Source organism: Paenibacillus sp. FSL H8-0537, from assembly GCF_038051995.1.
Lineage (GTDB): Bacteria > Bacillota > Bacilli > Paenibacillales > Paenibacillaceae > Pristimantibacillus.
The window spans coordinates 5,185,431-5,205,680 of sequence record NZ_CP150290.1; the positions used below are offsets into that span (position 1 = coordinate 5,185,431).

25 protein-coding genes are annotated in these 20,250 nt (G+C 35.6%); all 25 read right to left on the bottom strand.

The genetic code is table 11. The annotated features are described in order from the left end of the window. Window positions 1-2,247, bottom strand: a complete 2,247-nt coding sequence (locus tag MHB80_RS21870; RefSeq protein WP_341278962.1) for a hypothetical protein — start codon at window positions 2,245-2,247, stop codon at window positions 1-3. A gap of 324 nt (window positions 2,248-2,571) precedes the next feature. Then, window positions 2,572-4,524 carry a LamG domain-containing protein gene (locus MHB80_RS21875; protein ID WP_341278963.1) on the bottom strand — a complete coding sequence of 651 codons (1,953 nt, stop codon included), beginning with the start codon at window positions 4,522-4,524 and terminating at the stop codon, window positions 2,572-2,574. Between the two features lie 389 nt (window positions 4,525-4,913). Further along, window positions 4,914-5,201: a hypothetical protein gene (locus MHB80_RS21880; protein WP_341278964.1), complete on the bottom strand. Its 288-nt coding sequence runs from the start codon at window positions 5,199-5,201 to the stop codon at window positions 4,914-4,916. Window positions 5,202-5,248: 47 nt separating this feature from the next. After that, the gene (locus MHB80_RS21885) at window positions 5,249-6,136 is read right to left on the bottom strand and encodes a carbohydrate binding domain-containing protein (protein ID WP_341278965.1); all 888 of its coding nucleotides are present in this window, start codon (window positions 6,134-6,136) and stop codon (window positions 5,249-5,251) included. A gap of 40 nt (window positions 6,137-6,176) precedes the next feature. Further along, entirely contained in the window at window positions 6,177-8,174 is a 1,998-nt protein-coding gene (locus MHB80_RS21890; RefSeq protein WP_341278966.1) for an RHS repeat domain-containing protein, read from the bottom strand. Window positions 8,175-9,120: 946 nt separating this feature from the next. After that, window positions 9,121-9,393, bottom strand: a complete 273-nt coding sequence (locus tag MHB80_RS21895) for a hypothetical protein (RefSeq protein ID WP_341278967.1) — start codon at window positions 9,391-9,393, stop codon at window positions 9,121-9,123. Window positions 9,394-9,617: 224 nt separating this feature from the next. Beyond that, window positions 9,618-10,097, bottom strand: coding sequence for a hypothetical protein (locus tag MHB80_RS21900; protein ID WP_341278968.1), 480 nt, complete (start codon window positions 10,095-10,097; stop codon window positions 9,618-9,620). 115 nt (window positions 10,098-10,212) lie between these two features. Continuing rightward, entirely contained in the window at window positions 10,213-10,614 is a 402-nt protein-coding gene (locus MHB80_RS21905; RefSeq protein WP_341278969.1) for a hypothetical protein, read from the bottom strand. Between the two features lie 218 nt (window positions 10,615-10,832). Continuing rightward, window positions 10,833-11,168, bottom strand: coding sequence for a hypothetical protein (locus tag MHB80_RS21910; RefSeq protein ID WP_341278970.1), 336 nt, complete (start codon window positions 11,166-11,168; stop codon window positions 10,833-10,835). 133 nt (window positions 11,169-11,301) lie between these two features. Then, window positions 11,302-11,814 carry a hypothetical protein gene (locus MHB80_RS21915; RefSeq protein WP_341278971.1) on the bottom strand — a complete coding sequence of 171 codons (513 nt, stop codon included), beginning with the start codon at window positions 11,812-11,814 and terminating at the stop codon, window positions 11,302-11,304. 141 nt (window positions 11,815-11,955) lie between these two features. Further along, window positions 11,956-12,186, bottom strand: coding sequence for a hypothetical protein (locus tag MHB80_RS21920; protein ID WP_341278972.1), 231 nt, complete (start codon window positions 12,184-12,186; stop codon window positions 11,956-11,958). Window positions 12,187-12,307: 121 nt separating this feature from the next. Continuing rightward, window positions 12,308-12,931 (bottom strand): hypothetical protein, encoded by a 624-nt coding sequence (locus MHB80_RS21925; protein WP_341278973.1) that lies wholly within the window; start codon window positions 12,929-12,931, stop codon window positions 12,308-12,310. Between the two features lie 64 nt (window positions 12,932-12,995). After that, window positions 12,996-13,574 carry a hypothetical protein gene (locus MHB80_RS21930; protein ID WP_341278974.1) on the bottom strand — a complete coding sequence of 193 codons (579 nt, stop codon included), beginning with the start codon at window positions 13,572-13,574 and terminating at the stop codon, window positions 12,996-12,998. Window positions 13,575-13,635: 61 nt separating this feature from the next. After that, window positions 13,636-13,914 carry a hypothetical protein gene (locus MHB80_RS21935; RefSeq protein WP_341278975.1) on the bottom strand — a complete coding sequence of 93 codons (279 nt, stop codon included), beginning with the start codon at window positions 13,912-13,914 and terminating at the stop codon, window positions 13,636-13,638. A gap of 184 nt (window positions 13,915-14,098) precedes the next feature. Continuing rightward, window positions 14,099-14,584, bottom strand: coding sequence for a hypothetical protein (locus MHB80_RS21940; protein WP_341278976.1), 486 nt, complete (start codon window positions 14,582-14,584; stop codon window positions 14,099-14,101). Between the two features lie 84 nt (window positions 14,585-14,668). Continuing rightward, window positions 14,669-15,064 (bottom strand): hypothetical protein, encoded by a 396-nt coding sequence (locus MHB80_RS21945; protein ID WP_341278977.1) that lies wholly within the window; start codon window positions 15,062-15,064, stop codon window positions 14,669-14,671. 180 nt (window positions 15,065-15,244) lie between these two features. Next, a complete protein-coding gene (locus MHB80_RS21950) occupies window positions 15,245-15,487 on the bottom strand; it encodes a hypothetical protein (RefSeq protein ID WP_341278978.1) in 243 nt (80 codons plus the stop codon). 171 nt (window positions 15,488-15,658) lie between these two features. Further along, the gene (locus MHB80_RS21955) at window positions 15,659-15,910 is read right to left on the bottom strand and encodes a hypothetical protein (RefSeq protein WP_341278979.1); all 252 of its coding nucleotides are present in this window, start codon (window positions 15,908-15,910) and stop codon (window positions 15,659-15,661) included. Window positions 15,911-16,058: 148 nt separating this feature from the next. Then, window positions 16,059-16,580 (bottom strand): hypothetical protein, encoded by a 522-nt coding sequence (locus MHB80_RS21960; protein WP_341278980.1) that lies wholly within the window; start codon window positions 16,578-16,580, stop codon window positions 16,059-16,061. Between the two features lie 37 nt (window positions 16,581-16,617). Next, window positions 16,618-17,328, bottom strand: coding sequence for a metallophosphoesterase family protein (locus MHB80_RS21965; RefSeq protein ID WP_341283047.1), 711 nt, complete (start codon window positions 17,326-17,328; stop codon window positions 16,618-16,620). 64 nt (window positions 17,329-17,392) lie between these two features. Further along, window positions 17,393-18,388 (bottom strand): hypothetical protein, encoded by a 996-nt coding sequence (locus MHB80_RS21970; protein ID WP_341278981.1) that lies wholly within the window; start codon window positions 18,386-18,388, stop codon window positions 17,393-17,395. Between the two features lie 30 nt (window positions 18,389-18,418). After that, on the bottom strand, window positions 18,419-18,763 hold the full coding sequence (locus tag MHB80_RS21975) for a DUF3969 family protein (protein WP_341278982.1): 345 nt from the start codon (window positions 18,761-18,763) through the stop codon (window positions 18,419-18,421). Window positions 18,764-18,862: 99 nt separating this feature from the next. Next, window positions 18,863-19,285, bottom strand: coding sequence for a hypothetical protein (locus tag MHB80_RS21980; protein ID WP_341278983.1), 423 nt, complete (start codon window positions 19,283-19,285; stop codon window positions 18,863-18,865). Window positions 19,286-19,529: 244 nt separating this feature from the next. Then, window positions 19,530-19,673 carry a hypothetical protein gene (locus MHB80_RS21985; protein WP_341278984.1) on the bottom strand — a complete coding sequence of 48 codons (144 nt, stop codon included), beginning with the start codon at window positions 19,671-19,673 and terminating at the stop codon, window positions 19,530-19,532. 104 nt (window positions 19,674-19,777) lie between these two features. Further along, on the bottom strand, window positions 19,778-20,047 hold the full coding sequence (locus MHB80_RS21990; RefSeq protein ID WP_341278985.1) for a hypothetical protein: 270 nt from the start codon (window positions 20,045-20,047) through the stop codon (window positions 19,778-19,780). Window positions 20,048-20,250 lie beyond the last annotated feature (203 nt).

The window sequence follows — 20,250 nt, forward strand, 5'->3', positions numbered from 1 at the left end:
CTAGCTGTAATAAAACGCTGCTTTATCCACATAAAAAATTCCCGCAGCATCTGCTTCATTGGCTCTTAGTAAGAAATGCAGCTTTGCAAAACTAGCTTGGTTAGGCGTTTGACCTTGATTTTCTAGTAATATATACTGCCCATTCGTTAGTACAGCATCGGTTATATTGCTGGAAACATAATTCCCGGAAAAATCATAAAAATCAATATACAATTGCAGCTTTGAGTTATGAAGCATTTCCACATTTACATGACCTGAAACTTTATAGGATAGATTCGGTTTAACTATGAAGGTTTGAGAGATGCTATAAAATTCATTTTTAGGAATCCAAGAGCCCGCCACCTTTTGCGACGTACTCCCTTGATAAATTAGAGTGCGGCTATTATTTGCTAACAGGCTCAGCTTTTTAATCAAGTTTCCATTTAAATCATATTTATAGAAGGTATTTAATCGTTTTTCATTTTTAGCTTGGGTTGAATAAGTAAGTAAGCCTGAACTGGAATAAACATTCATTTGCCCATCAGGCTGGAACTGATTTTTAATTACCTGATTAACCTCAATCGAGCTTACAGGCTTCACGAGCTTCCAATCCTGAGCAACATTTCCCCCTAATTTTTCCCGTTCAAAATTTGCATTTCGCAAGAGGTTCGATTCCTGACTAAATCTCATGTCATCTACGAAAAATGTGCCTGCTCCATTGGTGCCTTGCGAACGAATAATGGCGTAGACACGAACAAACGCCGCATTTTGCGGAACTACTCCCATCGTTGAAACATGAATGTATTCACCTAAAGTTGTTGTAGGAACATCTACGATATCGGTAGATACATACGAATTAACACTTGAAAAATCCAAAAACAGCTGTACTTTGGCATGCTGAAGAGCATCAATTTTAAAACGACCGCTTACTGAATAAGATTGGCCCGGCGTTACTTTTAGCGATTGGTGAATTCCGATAAATTCATTATTAGGTAATTGGGAAACCGTTATTTTCTGAGCTCGAAGTTGATCCGTTACTTGATTGGATGCTGTGACCAACTCAAAGGAAGATTGAGTTCCCCAAGTGTAGGACCAGCTAGAAGCATTCATTCCAGTATTCATATTTCCTGAGTCCAGTAATTCGAAGCTTCCATTTTTCAATTGATTTTCCTCAACTGCGTATTCAAAACTAACATTGTCGATATAAATGGCACCTGCAGCGTTATTATCCAGCCCTCTTATTAGAACATGAAGGGTCACGGTTGATGCGTCTGCGGGAACCTCACCAAAACCAGATAATGTCCAGTAAGTTCCTGAAGTTTTCACATCCAAATCCATCGTTTTGCTACCTACATAACGGCTGCCATCCATAAAATCTGCATAAAGCTGCACCTTAGCATTTGTCAAAGATTCCACGGAAATTCTGCTGCTTATATTAAATGACTGTTTAGGCGTTACCTTCATCTTTTGATAAACGCTCACGAACTCATTTTTAGGCAACTGAGTTACAGCTATTTTTTGAACCTTTTTTCCATTTAATAAGGGGTCTGTTACTAAAGATAATTGAGAGGTGGCTGAATACACGCTTGCCCATGCATCTGCTAATGAATTGCTAGCTCCTGACTGTTTAAAATCAGAATTTGCAACTAAATTCTCCTCGCTTGTGTAAGCGAGTTTAATAGAGTCTACATAGATGGTACCTGCTCCATTGCTTCCCGTTGATCGAATTAGGGCATGTACACGTACAATAGAGGCTTTTTCAGGAATGATATCATGACCAGATAGCGTTACATAGCCACCTGTGTTCGTTTGAGACAAATCAAGAACAGTTGATGAAAGATAGGATTCGTGATTATAAAAATCAGCTTGGAGTTGAACTTTTGCATGGGATAAAGCTTCTATATTAAACCTTCCGCTCAATACAAACGGAGTACCAGGAACAACCTCTAAAGCCTGATTGACAGAAACAAAATCACCTGTTGATAAATTGGATACGGTTATCTTTTGAGCTTGCACTCCACTCGATACAGGATTACTGACTAAACTAAAATTTGCAGAGCCATAGCTCTCCCAGTTTTTAGATATTCCATTTATTCCTGTTACCTCAAAGTCCGAATTGACAAGTAAGTTCTCATTATTGCGTGTTAATAAAACTTCATTTACTTTACTCTGTTGATTAGCAAAAACTCCTGTAGGAATTGTTGTTACGATTACAAGCGACATTAAAAAAGCCATCATTAACCGTGTAAAAAAAGAATTTTTAGACATATGAACCCCCACCTACAGTATTAGAAAAATATTTCTACACCTATCAAGTTCTATAACATGGTAAATATTTCTCTCCCTCTAAAAGACCCAGAGATTAATATAACATGATTACATTATTATATTCATCAGGAGATTTTGTAGAAATTTGTTTTAATATGTCGAAATTTAAGTTGAAAATATTTTTTCTTATACTTCAAATGAATTTATAGTCGTAAAATTCATTAATTCGACAAATAGTAATAGCCCATGACTGTATCCCGTGTAGTTCAAACTTATCAATTCCCCTACACGGAATATTCAGGCATGAGCCGTATTGAAGCAGAATTAAGCTTCAGTCAGTATATATCCATAATCAATAACTTTCCAATTCATGACTAAACCCGTTTCATTACCATATAGTTTTTTGAAAATATTGAACTTAATTTGGCTTTGAGACAACCCTGTATTCCATATTCGCAAATCAGACAGCTTGCCTTTAAACGTGTAGTGGTTCGCTCCGCCTTCTACATACCCGCCAATATTTACTTTATTCCCCACACTTACAGGGCGTTTGCTAGACGTTGCTGCAAAATCCCTTAAAGTTTGTTTTACACCGTCTATATACAGTTCGACATTGGTCGGGGTTATTTCTCCGTTATAAAATACCGCCGCTATATGTACCCATCGGTTTTTCAATGATACCGACGGTACTCCCATAATATCTCCGTTGAAAATATTAAATCCGAACATACCTCCCGCTATATATAAATCATATCCTGGATACCAAGCAAACGGCATCGCAACGTCTGTACCATCCCAGTACATCCAAAATTCGACGGTATTTTTCCCGCCTGCTGCTGTATTGACACCATTACTTGAAAGTTCCATTACTTGATCCCCAATGAATGGCTTTGATTCTAACGGACTATCGGACAAGACCCATTCTCCCACAAGCCCCTGCTCATTTCCTGCTAGCTTGCGATACATACTGGATTGAATTTGACCAGCAGACAACCCCGTATTCCATATTCGTATATTGGACAGTTTGCCTTTAAATGTGTAGAGATTCGTTGCGCCTTCTGCATACCCTCCAATATTTACTTTATTGCCCACACTTACAGGTCGTCTGCTCGACGCTGGCGCAAAATCCCTTAAAGTTTGTTTCACTCCATCTATGTAGAGTTCGACATTGGTTGGGTTTATTTCTCCGTTATAAAATACCGCTGCTACATGTACCCATCGGTTTTTCAACGATGCTGATGGTATTCCCATAATATCTCCGTTGAAAATATTAAATCCAAACATGCCCGATGCTAGATACAAATCATATCCTGGATACCAAGCAAACGGCATCGCAGCTTCTGTACCATCCCAGTACATCCAAAATTCGACGGTGTTTTTTCCACCAGCTGCTGTATTTACGCCATTACTTGAGAGCTCCAGCACTTGATTTCCATTAAATTGCTTTGATTCTATAGGGCTTTCGAACAAGACCCATTCTCCCACAAGTCCCTGCTCGTTTCCTGCTAGCTTGCGATACATGTTAAATTGTATTTGCTCAGCAGAGAGCCCTGTATTCCATATTCGCATATTGGACAGCTTGCCTTTAAACGTGTAGTGATTCGCTCCGCCTTCTGCATACCCGCCAATATTCACTTTATTGCCTACACTTACAGGACGCCTGCTTGAGGTTGCTGCAAAATCCTTTAAAGTTTGTTTCACTCCATCTATGTAAAGCTCGACATTGGTTGGGTTTATTTCTCCGTTATAAAAAACCGCTGCTACATGCACCCATCGGTTTTTCAATGTTGCCGACGGCACTCCCATAATATCTCCATTAAAAATATTAAATCCGAACATACCCCCCGCTATATATAAATCATATCCTGGATACCAAGCAAACGGCATCGCAGCGTCTGTACCATCCCAGTACATCCAAAATTCGACGGTATTTTTTCCACCTGCTGCTGTATTGACACCGTTACTTGAGAGTTCTAGCACTTGATTCCCATTATATGCAAGACTATTGGTAGGACTCATTGCAACATTCTTCTTTTGAAGCAAATTTCCATTCCCATCATAGTTATGTTTCATAAACTGTCCTGTTGGTAAATGAATATAATCAAGTAAACCATTATTACCATATATATATTTAATTCCTGATTTAATAGCAGGCTGACCTTGGGAAGCCTGAAGATTAATTGTAGAAGCATAAATACTTCCAACCGAATGGTACTGACCTAACATCGCAAATATACATATACTTATTATTATTTTGTAGCCATATGAATTTTTCACTACTCTACTCCTTTTATATTAGTCTTGTTACATTTTATCAATTGAAAACAATGCAATAAAGAATCCCTTCATCCCCCTAAAAGACCCAACAACAAATATACCATTCTCTATTCCTATATTTCATTAAGACATTTTGTCGAATTTTAGATTTAAATGTCGTATAAGTAGAAATAAAAGGTTATTAACACTGATATTGATGGAACTTGAGATGTATTCTTCAACTTTTAATGAGAGTGCAATAAACTGCAAATTAAAAAAAGCCCAGAGCCAATTCTTATGCAGGAGGAAATCAGTTACCCCTACACAAAATCAGCCATGGGCTAGCAACAAGTTAATTAAACATCTTTCAATCTGTTTTTTACGGTATTTTCTTTTGTATTAACTCAACATTATCTATTACCATTCGTATTAAATCCATACCTCATATCAGCAAGGACTGTATAATTTTGTATCCCTCTTACCGGTATCCATTCTGAATCCACATATTGATAAGATGCCACATCTCCCATTCCATTATAAAGACGATAAATACTTTTCCCTTCTGTAGGCACATAAGGAGCAATTACAGCTATACTTCCTTCACTACTACCATTTCGCCAATTAACCTCCCAAAAGTCAGGTAGATTATTTTGATTTCTATCGTCTTCAAAACTATGATTATAATAAAAGTTAGTCAACTTCAGCATCCCTCTTACGTTTTAACTTTGACTGCCTTTCATAAACATCACCTGTGAGACATTCGCACTATCTCCAGTATTGGAAAAGCTAGTTTTTGGGCTTGTCGTCTTTCAACTACCCCTGCAGTAATGATTCCATAAGTTCCAGTGACCCCTGACGCCTTATATCGATCCCAGCCATCTGCTCCCCTATCTGCTCTTTTATTTGATTCAAAGCCATCATTGAACACTTGATTAGCCTCTTCTTGTAAGGTCGCAGTTACTCCATCCAGATATACCGTGCCTTGGGCATTGCTTGCCGTTGCGCTAAGGTGAAAATGTACCCGTGCTGATGTTGCATTTGCCGGGGCCGTGATATTTCCTGAAAACGTTGCCCAGTCTGCAGTGTTTTGCCTATTCTCGACAGGCGTTTGTCCCTCAATCAACTGATTATTCTCATCATAGAAGAACGCTATCACGGAAAATTTCGCATCCTTCATGTTAGACAGCTTCAGCATCCCTTTTACGTTATAACTTTGATTGCCTTTCATAAACATCACCTGTGAGACATTCGCACCATCTCCAGTATTAGGAAATGAGGTTACCGTTAGTTTCTGGGCTTGTCGTCCTTCGGCTACCCCTGCAGTGATGATTTCATAAGTTCCCGTGACCCCTGACGCCATATATCGATCCCAGCCATCTGCTGCATTCTCGGAACCCGAATAATTCTCAAACCCAGAATTAGATAATAGATTATCGATCATAGATTTACTCAGTAAATTCCCATTTTTATCGTATTTCATCTCAATTGTACCGTTCGAATCAGTTAATTCAACTAGCTGTCCATTTTTGTTATAAATATAATTTGTTCCTGATTTCGCTCCTACAACTGGAAGAACTAATATAAAAACTATTATTACGCAAATAAACAAAAAGGCTGATTTTCTTAGCATCATTTTTCTCCTACATTCTAAAATTCGTAATTTTTCAAATGTTTCACTCTACCTTGGTAGTTATTAAATTTCCGTTCTCGTCATAATAGTATCTAATCACTTGATTATCCGCCAATCTAATTTGAACTAATCTTCCATTATCATCATATTGATAAGTTGTTAATTGTTGAATGATTATATCATCTATGGAGAGTGCACCCATCCCATGAATTCCCCAAAACAAATAGTAATTATCTTGATCCCCCGTTGTGAAGGTTACCGTTTTCATTCCTTTGGTGCCTGTGACATCATTCCATATAGTCCAGCCTTTCATTTCAGTATTATCCATTCCCCGGCCACTAAAATAAAAATAACGATTATTATCATTAGGCTGCATATCTACTGCTTTATAAGCAAAGCTCACGGTGTAGGTCGTATTGCGCTGAAATTTCACTTTGTTAGTATCTGTACTTGCGAAGTCTTTTCCTCCTTGGGCTGTAGAATTACTTAAGAAGGCGGAGTATGACCCGCTGACTACTTTTGCAGGATCGCTAGTAATTATTCCGGAAACCGGAAAAAAGTTAGTTGCGCTGTAAGCTTCTTGCTCAAAGGATTCACTAACTTTTTCAATTTTGATATCATCCAACGATAGAGCCCCGCCCTGATGTATCCCCCAGATTAAATAGTAGTTTGCTTTACTGCCTGTTGTGAACGTAACCGTCTTCTTACCTTTGTTTCCCGTAGAATCCTTCCAAGTCATCCATCCCTTATCTTCCAAATTATCGGTGCTTCTAGCCAGAAAGTAGAAAAAACGATCGTTATCCGAAGCATTCATATCTATAGACTTATAGGAAAATGTCACTGTATACGTTGTATTTCCTTCAAACTTGAATTTATCAGAATCAGTATAGGAGAATTCTTTCCATACCTCACCTGTCTGGGATTCAAGATAAGCGGAATATTGACCTGTAATCACTTTCGCTGGATCATTTGTAATGATGCCGCCATGACCCGCAGTAAAAATTGTATTAGTATAAGTACCGCTTTCAAAAGATTCATTCATCTTAGTAATCTCTATATCATCTAGTGAAAGTGCTCCTCCTCTATAAATACCCCAAATTAAATAGTAATTTTCTTTGTTTCCCGTGGTAAACGTTACTGTTTTACTCCCCTTATTCCCACTGACTTCGTTCCATGTTGTCCATCCCTTATCTTCTTTATTATCCGTACTCCTTGCCAGAAAATAAAAACTGCGCTCTGCTCCTGTTGCCTCCATATCAATCGACTTATAAGAAAAGGTGATTGTATATTTAGTGTTTTTTTCAAATTTGACTTTATTCGTGTCTGTGTATGAGAACTCCTTCCAGTCTTCCGTCCGCTTTGAACTGAGATACGCTGAGTATTGTCCACTCACTACTTGGGCTGGATCATTTGTAATCACACCATCGCCTGCCAAAAAATTAGTGGAGGCAAAAGAACCGTTTTCGAAAGATTCACTGCCGGCAGAAGTGGTTTTTACAATCTGAATATCATCAATGGAAATTGCTCCTCCAGCGTGGATCCCCCATATTAAATAGTAATTCTCTTTATTTCCTGTTGTAAAAGTCATCGTTCTGATCCCGCTATTCCCGACTTCATCCGTCCAAGCGATATATCCTTTGTCCTCCTGAGTATCATTATCAGTGCTTCGAGCTAGAAAGTAGAAAAAGCGATTAGCATCGGAGGGGTTCATCTCGATTGATTTATAGGAGAAAGTAACAGAATAGGCTGTATTCTTTTCAAATTTAATTTTACCGGAATTTGTATAATTAAATTCTTTCCAGACTTCTGACGGAGGAGAACTTAATAACGCTGAATATCTTCCATTCACTACTTTTTGTGGGTCACTGGTAATCGTTCCATTAATCGGAATGTAGCTGGTGCCAGCATAAGCCCCACTTTCGAATGTTTCTTTAGGCGTGATAATATTTTCTGCTGCAAATGCTTTACTATGACTAATACTAAGCATAAAAATAAAAAAAACGGTCTGTAGCAAATAAATTAGTATTTTAGTTCTTTTCAATACGTTCACACTCCTGAGGTTATTTAGGTAATCTGAGGACAATTAGCAGATACCACATTATTACTGTTTTGAATTTCAAACTCTTTGGGGTGCCATATATAAGCGCCCTAACTTATGGAAACAATAACTTCCTCAACAATCATAAGTCACCATCTCATCTTTTGAAACGGTGGTATTTTGTCGATTAATAAGTTTATTTGTCGATTATTGACCTATATTGTCAACTAAAACAAAAAAACAATTTAATTACACAATATTATTAAATGATTTAAGAGTTAATGCGAAAAGTCCCCAACTTTCTAATAAATTATTATAGCTACATAGGTAGATGACGGATTGTTATATGAAGTGCGACACATAAAAATGGCCCATGACCGATTCGAGTGTAAAATGAAGTTCCACACTCCTCCTACACAGGAGAATCAGCCATGAGTTACCAATATTTTACTACAAGAGAGAGAAGTCAGCTAGAAGTACTCCATCAATTGGGATGGTTCGCTAGAGCGATTACACGTAAGCTTGGGCGTCATCACTCCAACCTATCCCGCAAGCTCAAACGTCAAGGAACAGAAGAGCCATAGCTAACCCCTCAATTATAAAGATTCACTTCTAAAATCGGCTCATAACTTCATATTAGAATAACTCGACGTAATAACCGCAGCGTTCCCTTCTTCCTTCAACACATGCTAATAACTCTTTCAGCGATTTTTCGGGCTGCCCAATTCATGATTCAATTTATTCACCGTTTCCTCCCAAGTTCGTTCCATCCTCATATTATATAAAGGTTCAACTTTACAATCGGATGGCAAATAAATAGCAGGACCAAATCTTTTGCCAAAACGGCTTAAATCCTTACGCAGTCGATTTTGCAAACGTTCATCCTCTAAGAGTGTGTACCTAGGTCCATTTCCAAACCTCATATAGTGGTTGATTGAACAACTTCAAATTATATCTCTTCACTAAATGGCAGAGGTATCAAGTCCTTCTTCTCTTTTTTCCACCAAAATGAGTTTACCCCATAATAAATATCATTCGCCCATTCTTCAGGCAGCATATGAAACAACAAGCTATCATCATCGAACCTATTCCCTACCCAATGTCTATTTACCCGACCCAAGGCCTCATTATATGAAATATTAAATAGTTTTACCATTTCATTAATGACTTCATCACAGTACTGTTCAGCATTATTTGAAACCTGAAAATGATACTTGTTCAAAGTTCTATCCACTCTCCTTCACCAAAGCCTTAGACACAGAGAACCTAGCAGCAGATAAATTGACCTAACCAAATTTGAGGGAAACGACATTTAAAAAAGTAAATGGGCTAAACGTATGGTCAGCAGACTTGAGAAAAGTCGTAAAAAGCAGGAACGCCGTATTCACCAAATTTTTCTGATCTCCCAGGCTTTAGTAGCCTCACGATCATGTAGGACCTTTATTTTTAAGGTTCTTTTCTAACCGAAATTCCATTATCTAAGAAATAAATGAGGATGGTTGAGCCCGAAGCAAATAAAATTTCATGAGATATTGTCTTTTCATCCACAATGAGCAACTCGTGGTATCCCCAGTCATCCATGCCTCTATTTCCGATTTCCTCTACAACAACATCTATATTCAATTTCTTAATTTGATTATATTCAATGGTCCATAGTTCAGTATCTTTTGTTACGGTAATAAATAATTGAATGGGATTGGGATCTCCATAATGATTGTGAATGATTTTATACTCTTTCAACCTATAGTCATGAAAATCAATGGTTAGAAAATGCTCAAACACTTCCCTAGGCAGTCTTTTTTCTAGTTTCATGTATTCAAAAAGATACTGTCTAGTGTTGTCTTTCCACTCTATTTTCGCAAGTTTTTTTGCTTCGATATTACCTGAATTAATCGCTGTCCATAAGCTGTCTTTGAAATATCTCATATATACCCTACCTTAGTTAAGTTCTAATTTTAATAAGCCTCGTGAATTAAACTGTCCTCGAAAGTGTCTAGGATGGAAAACCGCACGCGAAGCTTTTATGGTTGAGGCATCGTACTTAGCTTGACACTTCTATAGGAATAACTATTTTACTTTTTACAAATACATGGACGAGATATTTTGAGTTGTCCTCTATTTGTACATATCCTGGAGCTAAAGAAAATACTTTTCTTTCTTCATCCATTATCACTAGTATCCTATCACTATCATTATAAATTTTTTCACTACTTAAAATTACGATTTCTTTACTTTGATAACCAATTATAAACGAATCTACAAAAAGATTAGAAAATTGTATAGCAGTTAGTAATCCAAACCAAAATCCACAGACGTAAATTCCAACAAATATTATATTTCTCAGTTTAATTAAGTTAGATTTAATCTCTTTCCACATTGCAAAAAAAAGTTCAAAAAATAATATATAGCAGCCCACAAAGTGAGTTGCTATCTTGAAACTCATGATATTTCGCTCAAATCTATCGTACATTAGAAAGATTATACTAATCATAATGATAACAACGCAGAAAACTAAGATTCTCATCCATTTCAATCTTAATTTTTTCATGGATCTCCTTTCTTAAATGAAGCTAGTTTAAGTCTCCGAAGTAAGCAAGAAACCACATGTATATTCTGAACTGTAACCCGTAAGATGGACACTTTAAAAATATTTAATCAATACTAAAGAATTTCAAAATCAAAGGATTTACAGTGAAACGAAAATAATTCATATTCTTCTTCTTTTACTCTGTATTTTAAACCTTCTAATTGATGATCCGAAATATCAAGTATATTTATTTCTAAATCAACTATCCCCCAAACATCACCTACTTTTAAATCCTTTATATTAGTAAAAGTAATTACTAACTTTTGATCACCCTCGTAAAATGGGTAGTCACATAAAGTAATTATCAAAATATCCTCTTCGTCCTTACCCACATTGAAATTCCGTGCTAAATGAAATGATTGTAAATAGCGAAATGCAGCTTGTCTCAGATTAAAGTCTGAAATTTTCATGAATTATACATTCCCTCCACATGATTTTATCTGGTTTAGCAATCATTATATGGATACTGAAAGGACTGTTCAATCTTTTGAATTCGAAACAAAAAATAATTTTTGTATTTTCCAACTAAATGTGTCCGAAGATTTATGCAACACTAGTGATTACTTTTATCAAGTCATAATCATAAATATTGAAATAGCTTTTGGGCGTAAAGTATTTTCTAAAGGATGCTCTTTTTAGAGGATATACGATTTCCCATTCATCTACATTTAGATTGGCATATCGAACTTTGGTTTCCTTATCTTTTTCAAAACTTTCGACGTTACCTATTAATAAAAATCTATTTTCTAATTCATACCATCTAAAATCAAACTCCTTTTCGGATAAAAATTTGTTTGGGCTATTCCTAGACACTCTCATAGCAAGGTTCTCTTCTAAATGTGAATTAATGTTTGTTTTTGCAATCCAACCTGTATCAAGTACATATTTAGATTCCGTAACAGAAATATATTCTCCTTGGTTTAGCTTTTGTTGTGCTTCGACGAGTTTAACCGCAAATTTTATAGGAATAAAGTTCAGCAACATTGGAGTTATTACTACAAATAACGAAAAAGAGATTACTATTTTCTTCACACTACCAACCTTATTCAGCATCATTTACATCATCCTTATCTTGTAAACTTCAACAATTCCGCTCCACTTGCAGCTTCAGGGTATCCCCAATCCTTAGAAAAAGCTTTCTACACAAAAAGAAACCACTTGGAGTTTTCACACCCACAAGTAGTATCATTATATGTTTTAGATTCCTTTAAGTCCTCCTATCAACGTAATTATTACCATTATTATAGAAAATACTACTGTCATATATCCGCTTATTTTAAATCGCTTTATCATTGCTTTTGTTGCTTTCTTTTGATTCTTGAAACTTGATGTTGTTCTAATCATAAACTCAGTATAAAGTATATTTAGCACACCAAACCCACCAAATACCAACAAAAAAAATATACTCATAACTATTCGATCTGTCATTTATTCGCTCCTTAGAGATAATACAAAGGCGTGCTTGGCTCTACTAAATTTAAGGATAATAAAACGCTTTTATCAAATAAATTGTTACACTCGCATGTGGTGAAACAAATTCAATTAAATATCAAAAATACCTTTCACCCAGCTCAGCATCTTTTATATGGGCTATCCTCTTCATTTCGAAATATGTTCCACCATCATCATACATGATTAAAGTATTATCATCTTTTATATAAAACAATGTTCCACCATCATCATACATGATTAAAGTATTATCATCTTTTATATAAAACAATGTTCCAATATCTGTAACATAATTACCGACGCTATTTAGAACGTGAACAAAGACAAAATAATCGCCGTTTATCCCTATTTCGTTTAGTGGCGGCATATATGCGATGTATTGCATACTAGGATCGCGAATCGGAATAATGGCTATTGAGTAATTAGGATTTTCTATTATTTCCTTACCATCTAATATTACTTTATCCTCGGAATAAATTATTTTTTTTCCAACCTCTTGTTGTACCACATCTAGGTCAGGAGGAAATCTTTCATTTGTAGCTGCAACTTTACGAATTTCCCATTCACCATAAAATAATTTATATGCAGTATCATTAAATTTGGGAGTCCCTATCCCTGTACTTTCCTGGGTCTGTTCCTTATATTCTGAACATGAGGTAATACTCGAAAATGAAAAAATCAACAATACTGCTAACGTAATTATGCTAAAAATATTCTTCTGCATTTACCTTACCTTATCCTTTCTATTACTTAATAGAGTGCACATTCACATGTGGCAATTCCTTAGTTCAATTTTTATTACCGTTATCTATAATTTCACCAGTCTTAGGATCAACTATTGCCCAGTATTTTTTATTATTACTTGAATCAATGAATTGGACACTCCAAACTTGGTACTTACCTAAATAGAAATTATAAGTTTGGCAAATAATTGTATCATAATTTAAATTCTTAATATTATTACCAGCTTTCAAGGCGTTATCGATAGCGACATTACTATCTACTGTCCAACTATCTATGTCAAGCTCTCCGGGATCTAGCTTACTGTCATCTCCTAAAACCCTCATATCCTTTATTTTTTTCTCTTTTGTATTAATCTGAATTTGTGCAACAGTAGGATCATCACCTGTTTCTCTATTAGAGTATGTTAAGTTGACTTCACCAACCATATTTTTGTCTAATATCATGAATATTTTACCCACTTGATAGTTTTCGCCTAGTGTAATAATTTGAGAATCAGAGTAATTTTTCAATTGGAAGGCGGTGTTTAATCCCCCCGGTAACTCTGAATTTAATTGATAATTTGCTCTTCCACAGGATGTCAACAAACAAACAAGTAAAAGTACAATAGAGCTTCGATAGTTCATTGATTTATCACCCTAAATCTTCCATCGAAAATGGTATTATACGAATGAATCACATATTAATTCAAATCGTCTCTAGCTCTGTAAACAAACAATTAAATAACTTGGCTTGGCCAAACGGCAATAATTCGGTTTCAACATCTGGAACAATTCTATTGCAAAGTTCATGCGAAAGCTTCTTTTTGTTTAGCCTTTTCATCAGACCATCAAGTATGCTTTCTACATAAACCATCTCTTCCATTTTTATAACTTCGTTAGAAAAAATCCATTTACCATCGACTATACTCGTTTCACGAAAACAGCAAAAATAAACTTCTGTCAACGCACTCACATATAGGTCCAAATCAATTCTTTTACCCCCTAAAGATTTTATTAAAATGATATCATCATCAAGTATATTTTGATTTTTCGAAATTAATATTTTGAATTGAATACAGTTATATTCATCTAAATTAGTGTAATTGATAGCAGGATATTGAGGAAAAAATCATATATTTCTTTAAAAAATCTATCCAACTGGTTCACCTCTACATATTGAACAACTGCTGTGCTTCAATAAGAATTTCGTCCTGATTCGCTTCTAGCTTTTGGATTATGATGCTGCTGCATGCCTTTTTCTCGCTTTCGGTAAGGCTATCGGCTATAGATTCTAATAGCGTGAAGGATTGAAATCTAACTTCTATGGCAGGACTGTCTAGGAGCCCCGTAATGACTTCAATATATGGACGATAATCAAGGTTTTCTAATGCATAAAGGAGTGTTCCTCTACTCTTTATCGTTTTAGGATGCTGTAGCATTTCAATTAGAGGTTTAACAGCCACATTATCAGCAATATCTGAAAGGGCAATCGCAATGACATTTCTTAATTTATTGCTCTCTGTTTGCTCTAACTGTTTTAACAATACGGGCAAATACGCCCTATTTTTTGTTGCGCCTATATGCTCTATGAATGGAATAGCCTCTTCTATTTCTGCCTCTGTAATAAATGGATGCAAGTTATGCAGTTGCAACAAGCCTCACCTCTTATTTTATCTCTTGCTTGTAGACACTCAACCTCTATGAAAATTAAACCGTAATAATAGCATTCTAACTCTGAATCATTCAAATGATGTTGAGTAATAGTATGCATTTCCTGATAGTCTTTTTAATACTGATATACCTTCCATGTTTACCGAATTAGATGATGTGTACAAAATTCCATAATGATCATCTACACTTCCACCAAGCATAAAAAAAATGTGATCATCTTCCTTTAATATTGATTTAATTTTCACTGTTTTATTATTCGTTTCTAATTCAAGCTCTTTAATAGTCTTGAAATCAGAATCCTCTAATATAACTAGATGATCGCTGATTTCAGCAGTGTGAAAATTCTCTGCTTTAATTAATTGATATACATCGTCGAGAAAAGTAATTTCGTTTTTATAAGTTTCATTAGATGATGAACACCCCATTGAAAGTATAATTAAAAATAAACCAAATAATATTTTCAATCGCAACATATCCTGTTCAATCTCTCCTCAATTTCCTTGAATTCTGCTACTGAAGGCAAGCCTTCGTCTTATCTCTTTTCTAGCTCATTAATATTTCTGATCCTCCTTGAGTGTTTTAAAACTCATATTTGCTTGATTGAACAACTTAAAATTATATCTCTTCACTAAATGGCAGCGGTATCAAGTCCTTCTTCTCTTTTTTCCACCAAAATGAGTTACCCCATAATAAATATCATTTGCCCATTCTTCAGGCAGCATATGAAACAACAAGCTCTCATCATCAAAACTATTCCCGAACCAATGTCTATTTACCCGACCCAAGGCCTCATTATATGAATTGTTAAATAGTTTTACCATTTCATTAGTTACTTCATCACAGTACTGTTCAGCATTAATTGAGAGCTGAAAATGATACTTGTTCAAAGTTTTATCTACTCTCCTTCACCAAAGCCTTAGACACAGAGAACCTAGCAGCAGATAAATTGACCTATCCAAATTTGAGGGAAATGACATTTAAAAAAGTAAATGGGCTAAACGTATGGAGTTGTTACACACGCAAATTCCCTGTCCTAGGACTTCCACCTATATATTTAATTATTTGTCTATTAAATATCCTACTCCATCCAGTCTATCACGTTCTTCTAAATCCCAAGGCTCTATCGTTTTTACTGCACTCAATGGAATTAATAACCTTGTATCATCTTCAGCGTCAGAAGGTAATATGACTAAGACATTGTTAAAGTAATAATAATTAAGATATATCCCTATTACATATAAGTTATCGAGAAAAGTTATTTTTATACCTCGATTTAGATACCCCTTCATAAATATCTCTTGATTCCCCATGGTATATACCCCTTTTATTTATAACTAAACTCTGAAAAATAATTATTATATCTTAACATTCATTCCTGACTAAATACGAATGAAATATCAAAAAGCAGCTTCGTTCTCTTGATTTAATTTGTCTCCTTTATGGGTAGAGATATTATTATCATTTCACCTCTACAAACAAACCCATATTTTCAATTGAGGGAATAATGGATTCTATCGATTTTAATGTGTGAACTCCCATTAAAAAATCATATCCAATAAATACTTTGAGTTCATTCTCATAAAAAACTTCCATACCTACATCTTCCCTCAACAAAAGTCTAATAATAGATTCAATTTGTTGAGCCGTATACTTCTTTCCGTTTTTTAAATTATAATAGACGTCTTTAATATCTTTACTGCTATAATGCTTACTAAATCTGTTTGCCGTATGTTCAAAGACATTATCATTAAAATTTTTCCTAATATTATTAACTGTAAGGTACGGTATTTGTGTATAGTCCATGATCATCAGTACGGCATTCACGTAACTATCTTCCACTGACGTGTAACGTTCATTAGTTAAAATTTCACCATTAAACGCTTTCCCTATATCACTAATTGCAATCCAGTCCTCTGGCATATACCTTCCTGCACGATCCCTTAGCTTTGGATCATACTTTGAAATTCGATAATTTATCATCCAATCATCAATCCTATTCCACATCAATTGTGTCAAACTACGTTAATTTAATCATATCGTCATACAACAAATGTTGATGCTCTGGCAGCTCTTGATTATGATGAAAATGACCAAAAAACCATTTTTCATACTCAAGCTTACCTTTGATTTCATTGAAATAGTCATGCATCTGATCCTTGTCTACGTGATTTAACTTCTCGAAGTTCAAGGATAGCCACTTCAAAGCATCAGCTGAACATGTATGGGTAATAACATAGTCCACCTTCCATGAGCATTGCTCCAGGTTATGGAGCCCCTCTTCATATTCTGCAAAAGATGGCATTTCTCTCGGCCACCAAGAGATGTCAACCTTGCGATATGGTTTGTCATGGGAAGCTGCTCCGCCAAATGTAAAAAGCTTTTTCTCTTCGAGCTCAAAAATCTGTCCTCTCATTAAATGAATAATGCTTGGCGTAATTTTATGAATCTTGCCGCCCTTCCACTCCTCGACCGGATAGGCTTCAAGAAGATTGAAATTTTCGTGGTTCCCATCGATAAATAAAGTAGTCCAAGGTTTATTCGTTAGCCAATTGAGCCAATACCTGTCTTCCCGATCCCCCGCCCATAGCAAACCAAAATCGCCAGCTATAATGACATAATCGTTTTTGGTCAGTGTTTTTCCAACAGGAAAATTTTTAGAGTTAAAACGTTTTCCAACGCTGATTGATCCGTGAATATCACCCGTTATGTATATGGACATCCTACCCATCCTTTCCAAAAAAATTAGCCTCACTAACACACTGGCCACTAGTTTTTTTCATATAAGCAAACCGTTAGCTCATTGCTCTTGCTTTCTGAAATAGGGCTAGCTTTATTTTTCTGTCACTTTCAGATGCCGTAGGCTCTTCGAGTGCCTTTAGCCCATTTTCAGATATTGCTCCATGATCCAGTGCAAAATCTAAAGCATGGTATGCTCGTAAATGGAGTAGATTCACGACTTGATCGGCGTCCAGCTTCTCCCCAGACCTCACCTTTCCTCTACATTTGAAAGCTTCTGCTTCTTTAAGAAAAGCACTCCCGCTTAAAAATTGCTCCAGTTCCATCACTTGAGCCAGACTTAAGCTGTCTTTTTTCATCGCAGTAATTAGAATACTCTCTAAGCTAATGAACCCATTCGCTTTATATTCATACAGCATTTCATTAAAAAGCGGCTTAGCTATTTGCCCCTGCTCCACTATTTTTCCACCAAAAAAGGCGAAAACAATATGCTCCTTCACTTGAGGATGCATTTCAACCTTATCCCTAGCATTGTAAATGTTACTCAAGGCTTTAGGTGAAAGCCTTCCATGAAGCTCAAGCTGCTCATCTAGATCCATTTTTGCAAGTAATAGATTAATCGTTCCGATTAATTGATCATCTTCATTGTCATTCTCTAAATGGATTGCTTCTAAAAATGCAATTATGTTTACATCGTTACGATGCGCCTGTCCCCATTCATTAAACTTTACCCAAAACTTCTCATCAAAAATAGTTTCCTTGTCCAGCCCAAATGCTATACCTAGCTCTTTCCACTTTGCAAAATTAAATTCCTCTGGATATTTTCCCGACGAATAAAGTTCAATAACTAAGCCTTCAAAGGCCATTTCATATTCATCATGCTCAAAATAATGTTTCACAGCTTCTAACTCTTCAGCAGAAAATAGGGCCTTCGATAGACTTATAAATTGTTCTAACGCCTGTTTTTCTGAAGCCATAGATATCCCCTCCACGTCAGCAAGGCTATTACCAACGATAAGATTATTAATTTGCTTTACTTCAAGCTTCATCATGAGCAGCATACCATTCCCATAGTAATTGCATTATTCGTCAAATTTATTGAGCCAATACATCGGTTTCTCTGTACTAGTCATGGATTTAAGTAAGTCTAATGTTTCTTTCTTTTTCAGTTTAATTGCTTCTTTCAGCTTTCCGGGAGCTACATCTCGTATATCTTCCAACATACAGCATTCCTCGAATAACTCAGTTATCGTCTTGTTCGCATCATTTTGTTTTAGAAGTTCTGCTACATATGGTCGGTAAAGATAGGCATATGCATCTTCAAACGTTAATGCACCTTCAATCAAGGAATTAAGCATACCAAGATTTAATATACATAAAAACTTTTGAATTTCTTCTGAATGCTCCAGTTCAATTTTTAATTTCAATGTAGTACTCCTTTATTCGAGTATTCAAATTGACATATTTCCCTAAAAACCCAATTATCATAACTAAGCATACGTTTAATAGATTTTTTGTATTCTCTCCTACCCCATTACACTTCTCAACCAGTCAGAATAGTATTTTGACTGTGCTTCTATACCAACAAACTCCAATTCCTCTTCACAGTCAAAAATATCGACTACATCTGCAATTTTAGCTTTTTGACCCCAAATTAACTTATAGGCTTTTCTTCCATATCCCATGGAAAACTGCATTGTTGATGGATAAACATTTTTAGCAGCACCATTGCATACGATTTGAATGTTTTCTATTTCTAAAACTTCTCTTAGTGCTAAAAGTGCGGAAAAGAAATTTTCACCTTTAATGTTAACTATACGACCATTAATTTTCATCTTAACGAGGACCATATCCTCATCATCAGGCGCTTCTTCATATAACATTAATTCTTCAGTAGTTTCCGTTTCTCTATTAAGTATTAACTTAACATACTTTATTTCGAATTCCATTACTTACCTCCTTTGAATTTGATATTGCAATTATTATATTACTCTTAAAAATGGTGCTGTACGTTTCTTTGACCGTCACAAATTGGTTGAACTTATCCGCTTGATTCATTCGGTTTGCTATACAACTCAAGTCTATTCGCTTCAAGGAATTGTACCGACGATTTGTCAACTGCACCAAAATAAATAAAATTCTCACGGGCTTGGACAAGGGTCATGCCGTTCGGTGAACTATAGTATTGTGGATCTATGTTTTCATAATAAGTACATTGTATTTGTCATCCATTACATACTCAGGCGGTTCATCAGAATTCAATATTTCATGCTTAAGCGAATCTGGTAAATGATTGAAAATAGCTTCTTCTTGAGCTATTCCCCACCAGTTTAACAATACTTCATACCTCATTGTATTGTTCATAGTTTAAATCGTATTTTTGATAATATGGAGAATTGCTTCTTCACGTTTCAATATGTGACACATAAATCATTTCTTAACTAACGGTTATATGACTCCCATCGATCTTCCCCTACAAGATTTAGAATATTACAAAATTCATAAACTTCTATCATTCTTTTTGTTATCAAAAAGCCGTCTTCCTCAATTTCTTCTGCCGTTAAATCAGTCTCCTTTGATGACCAATAAATTATGGTGTCCACATGAATTTCCAGATCAGTTATAAGAATACTTCGAATCTCATTCCAAATCGTTTCTTCTTCCTTACATACTTGAAGCTCATCTTCGTATGAAGCCACAATAATAGCCATAAGAGCGTATTTTTCATCTACATTCCAGTTAAATGATTTATAGCTTTGAATAAATTCTTGAAGCCTAGAGTGATCTGCAATTATATATTCCCAATCAATGTGATGAGTATCTGATAAATCAAATTTTTCAATAAGTTTAAGTCTTGCCTCAGGAGTGACTCCAAGGATAATTATTCATTTGATCACCTTTCTGCTACTATAGA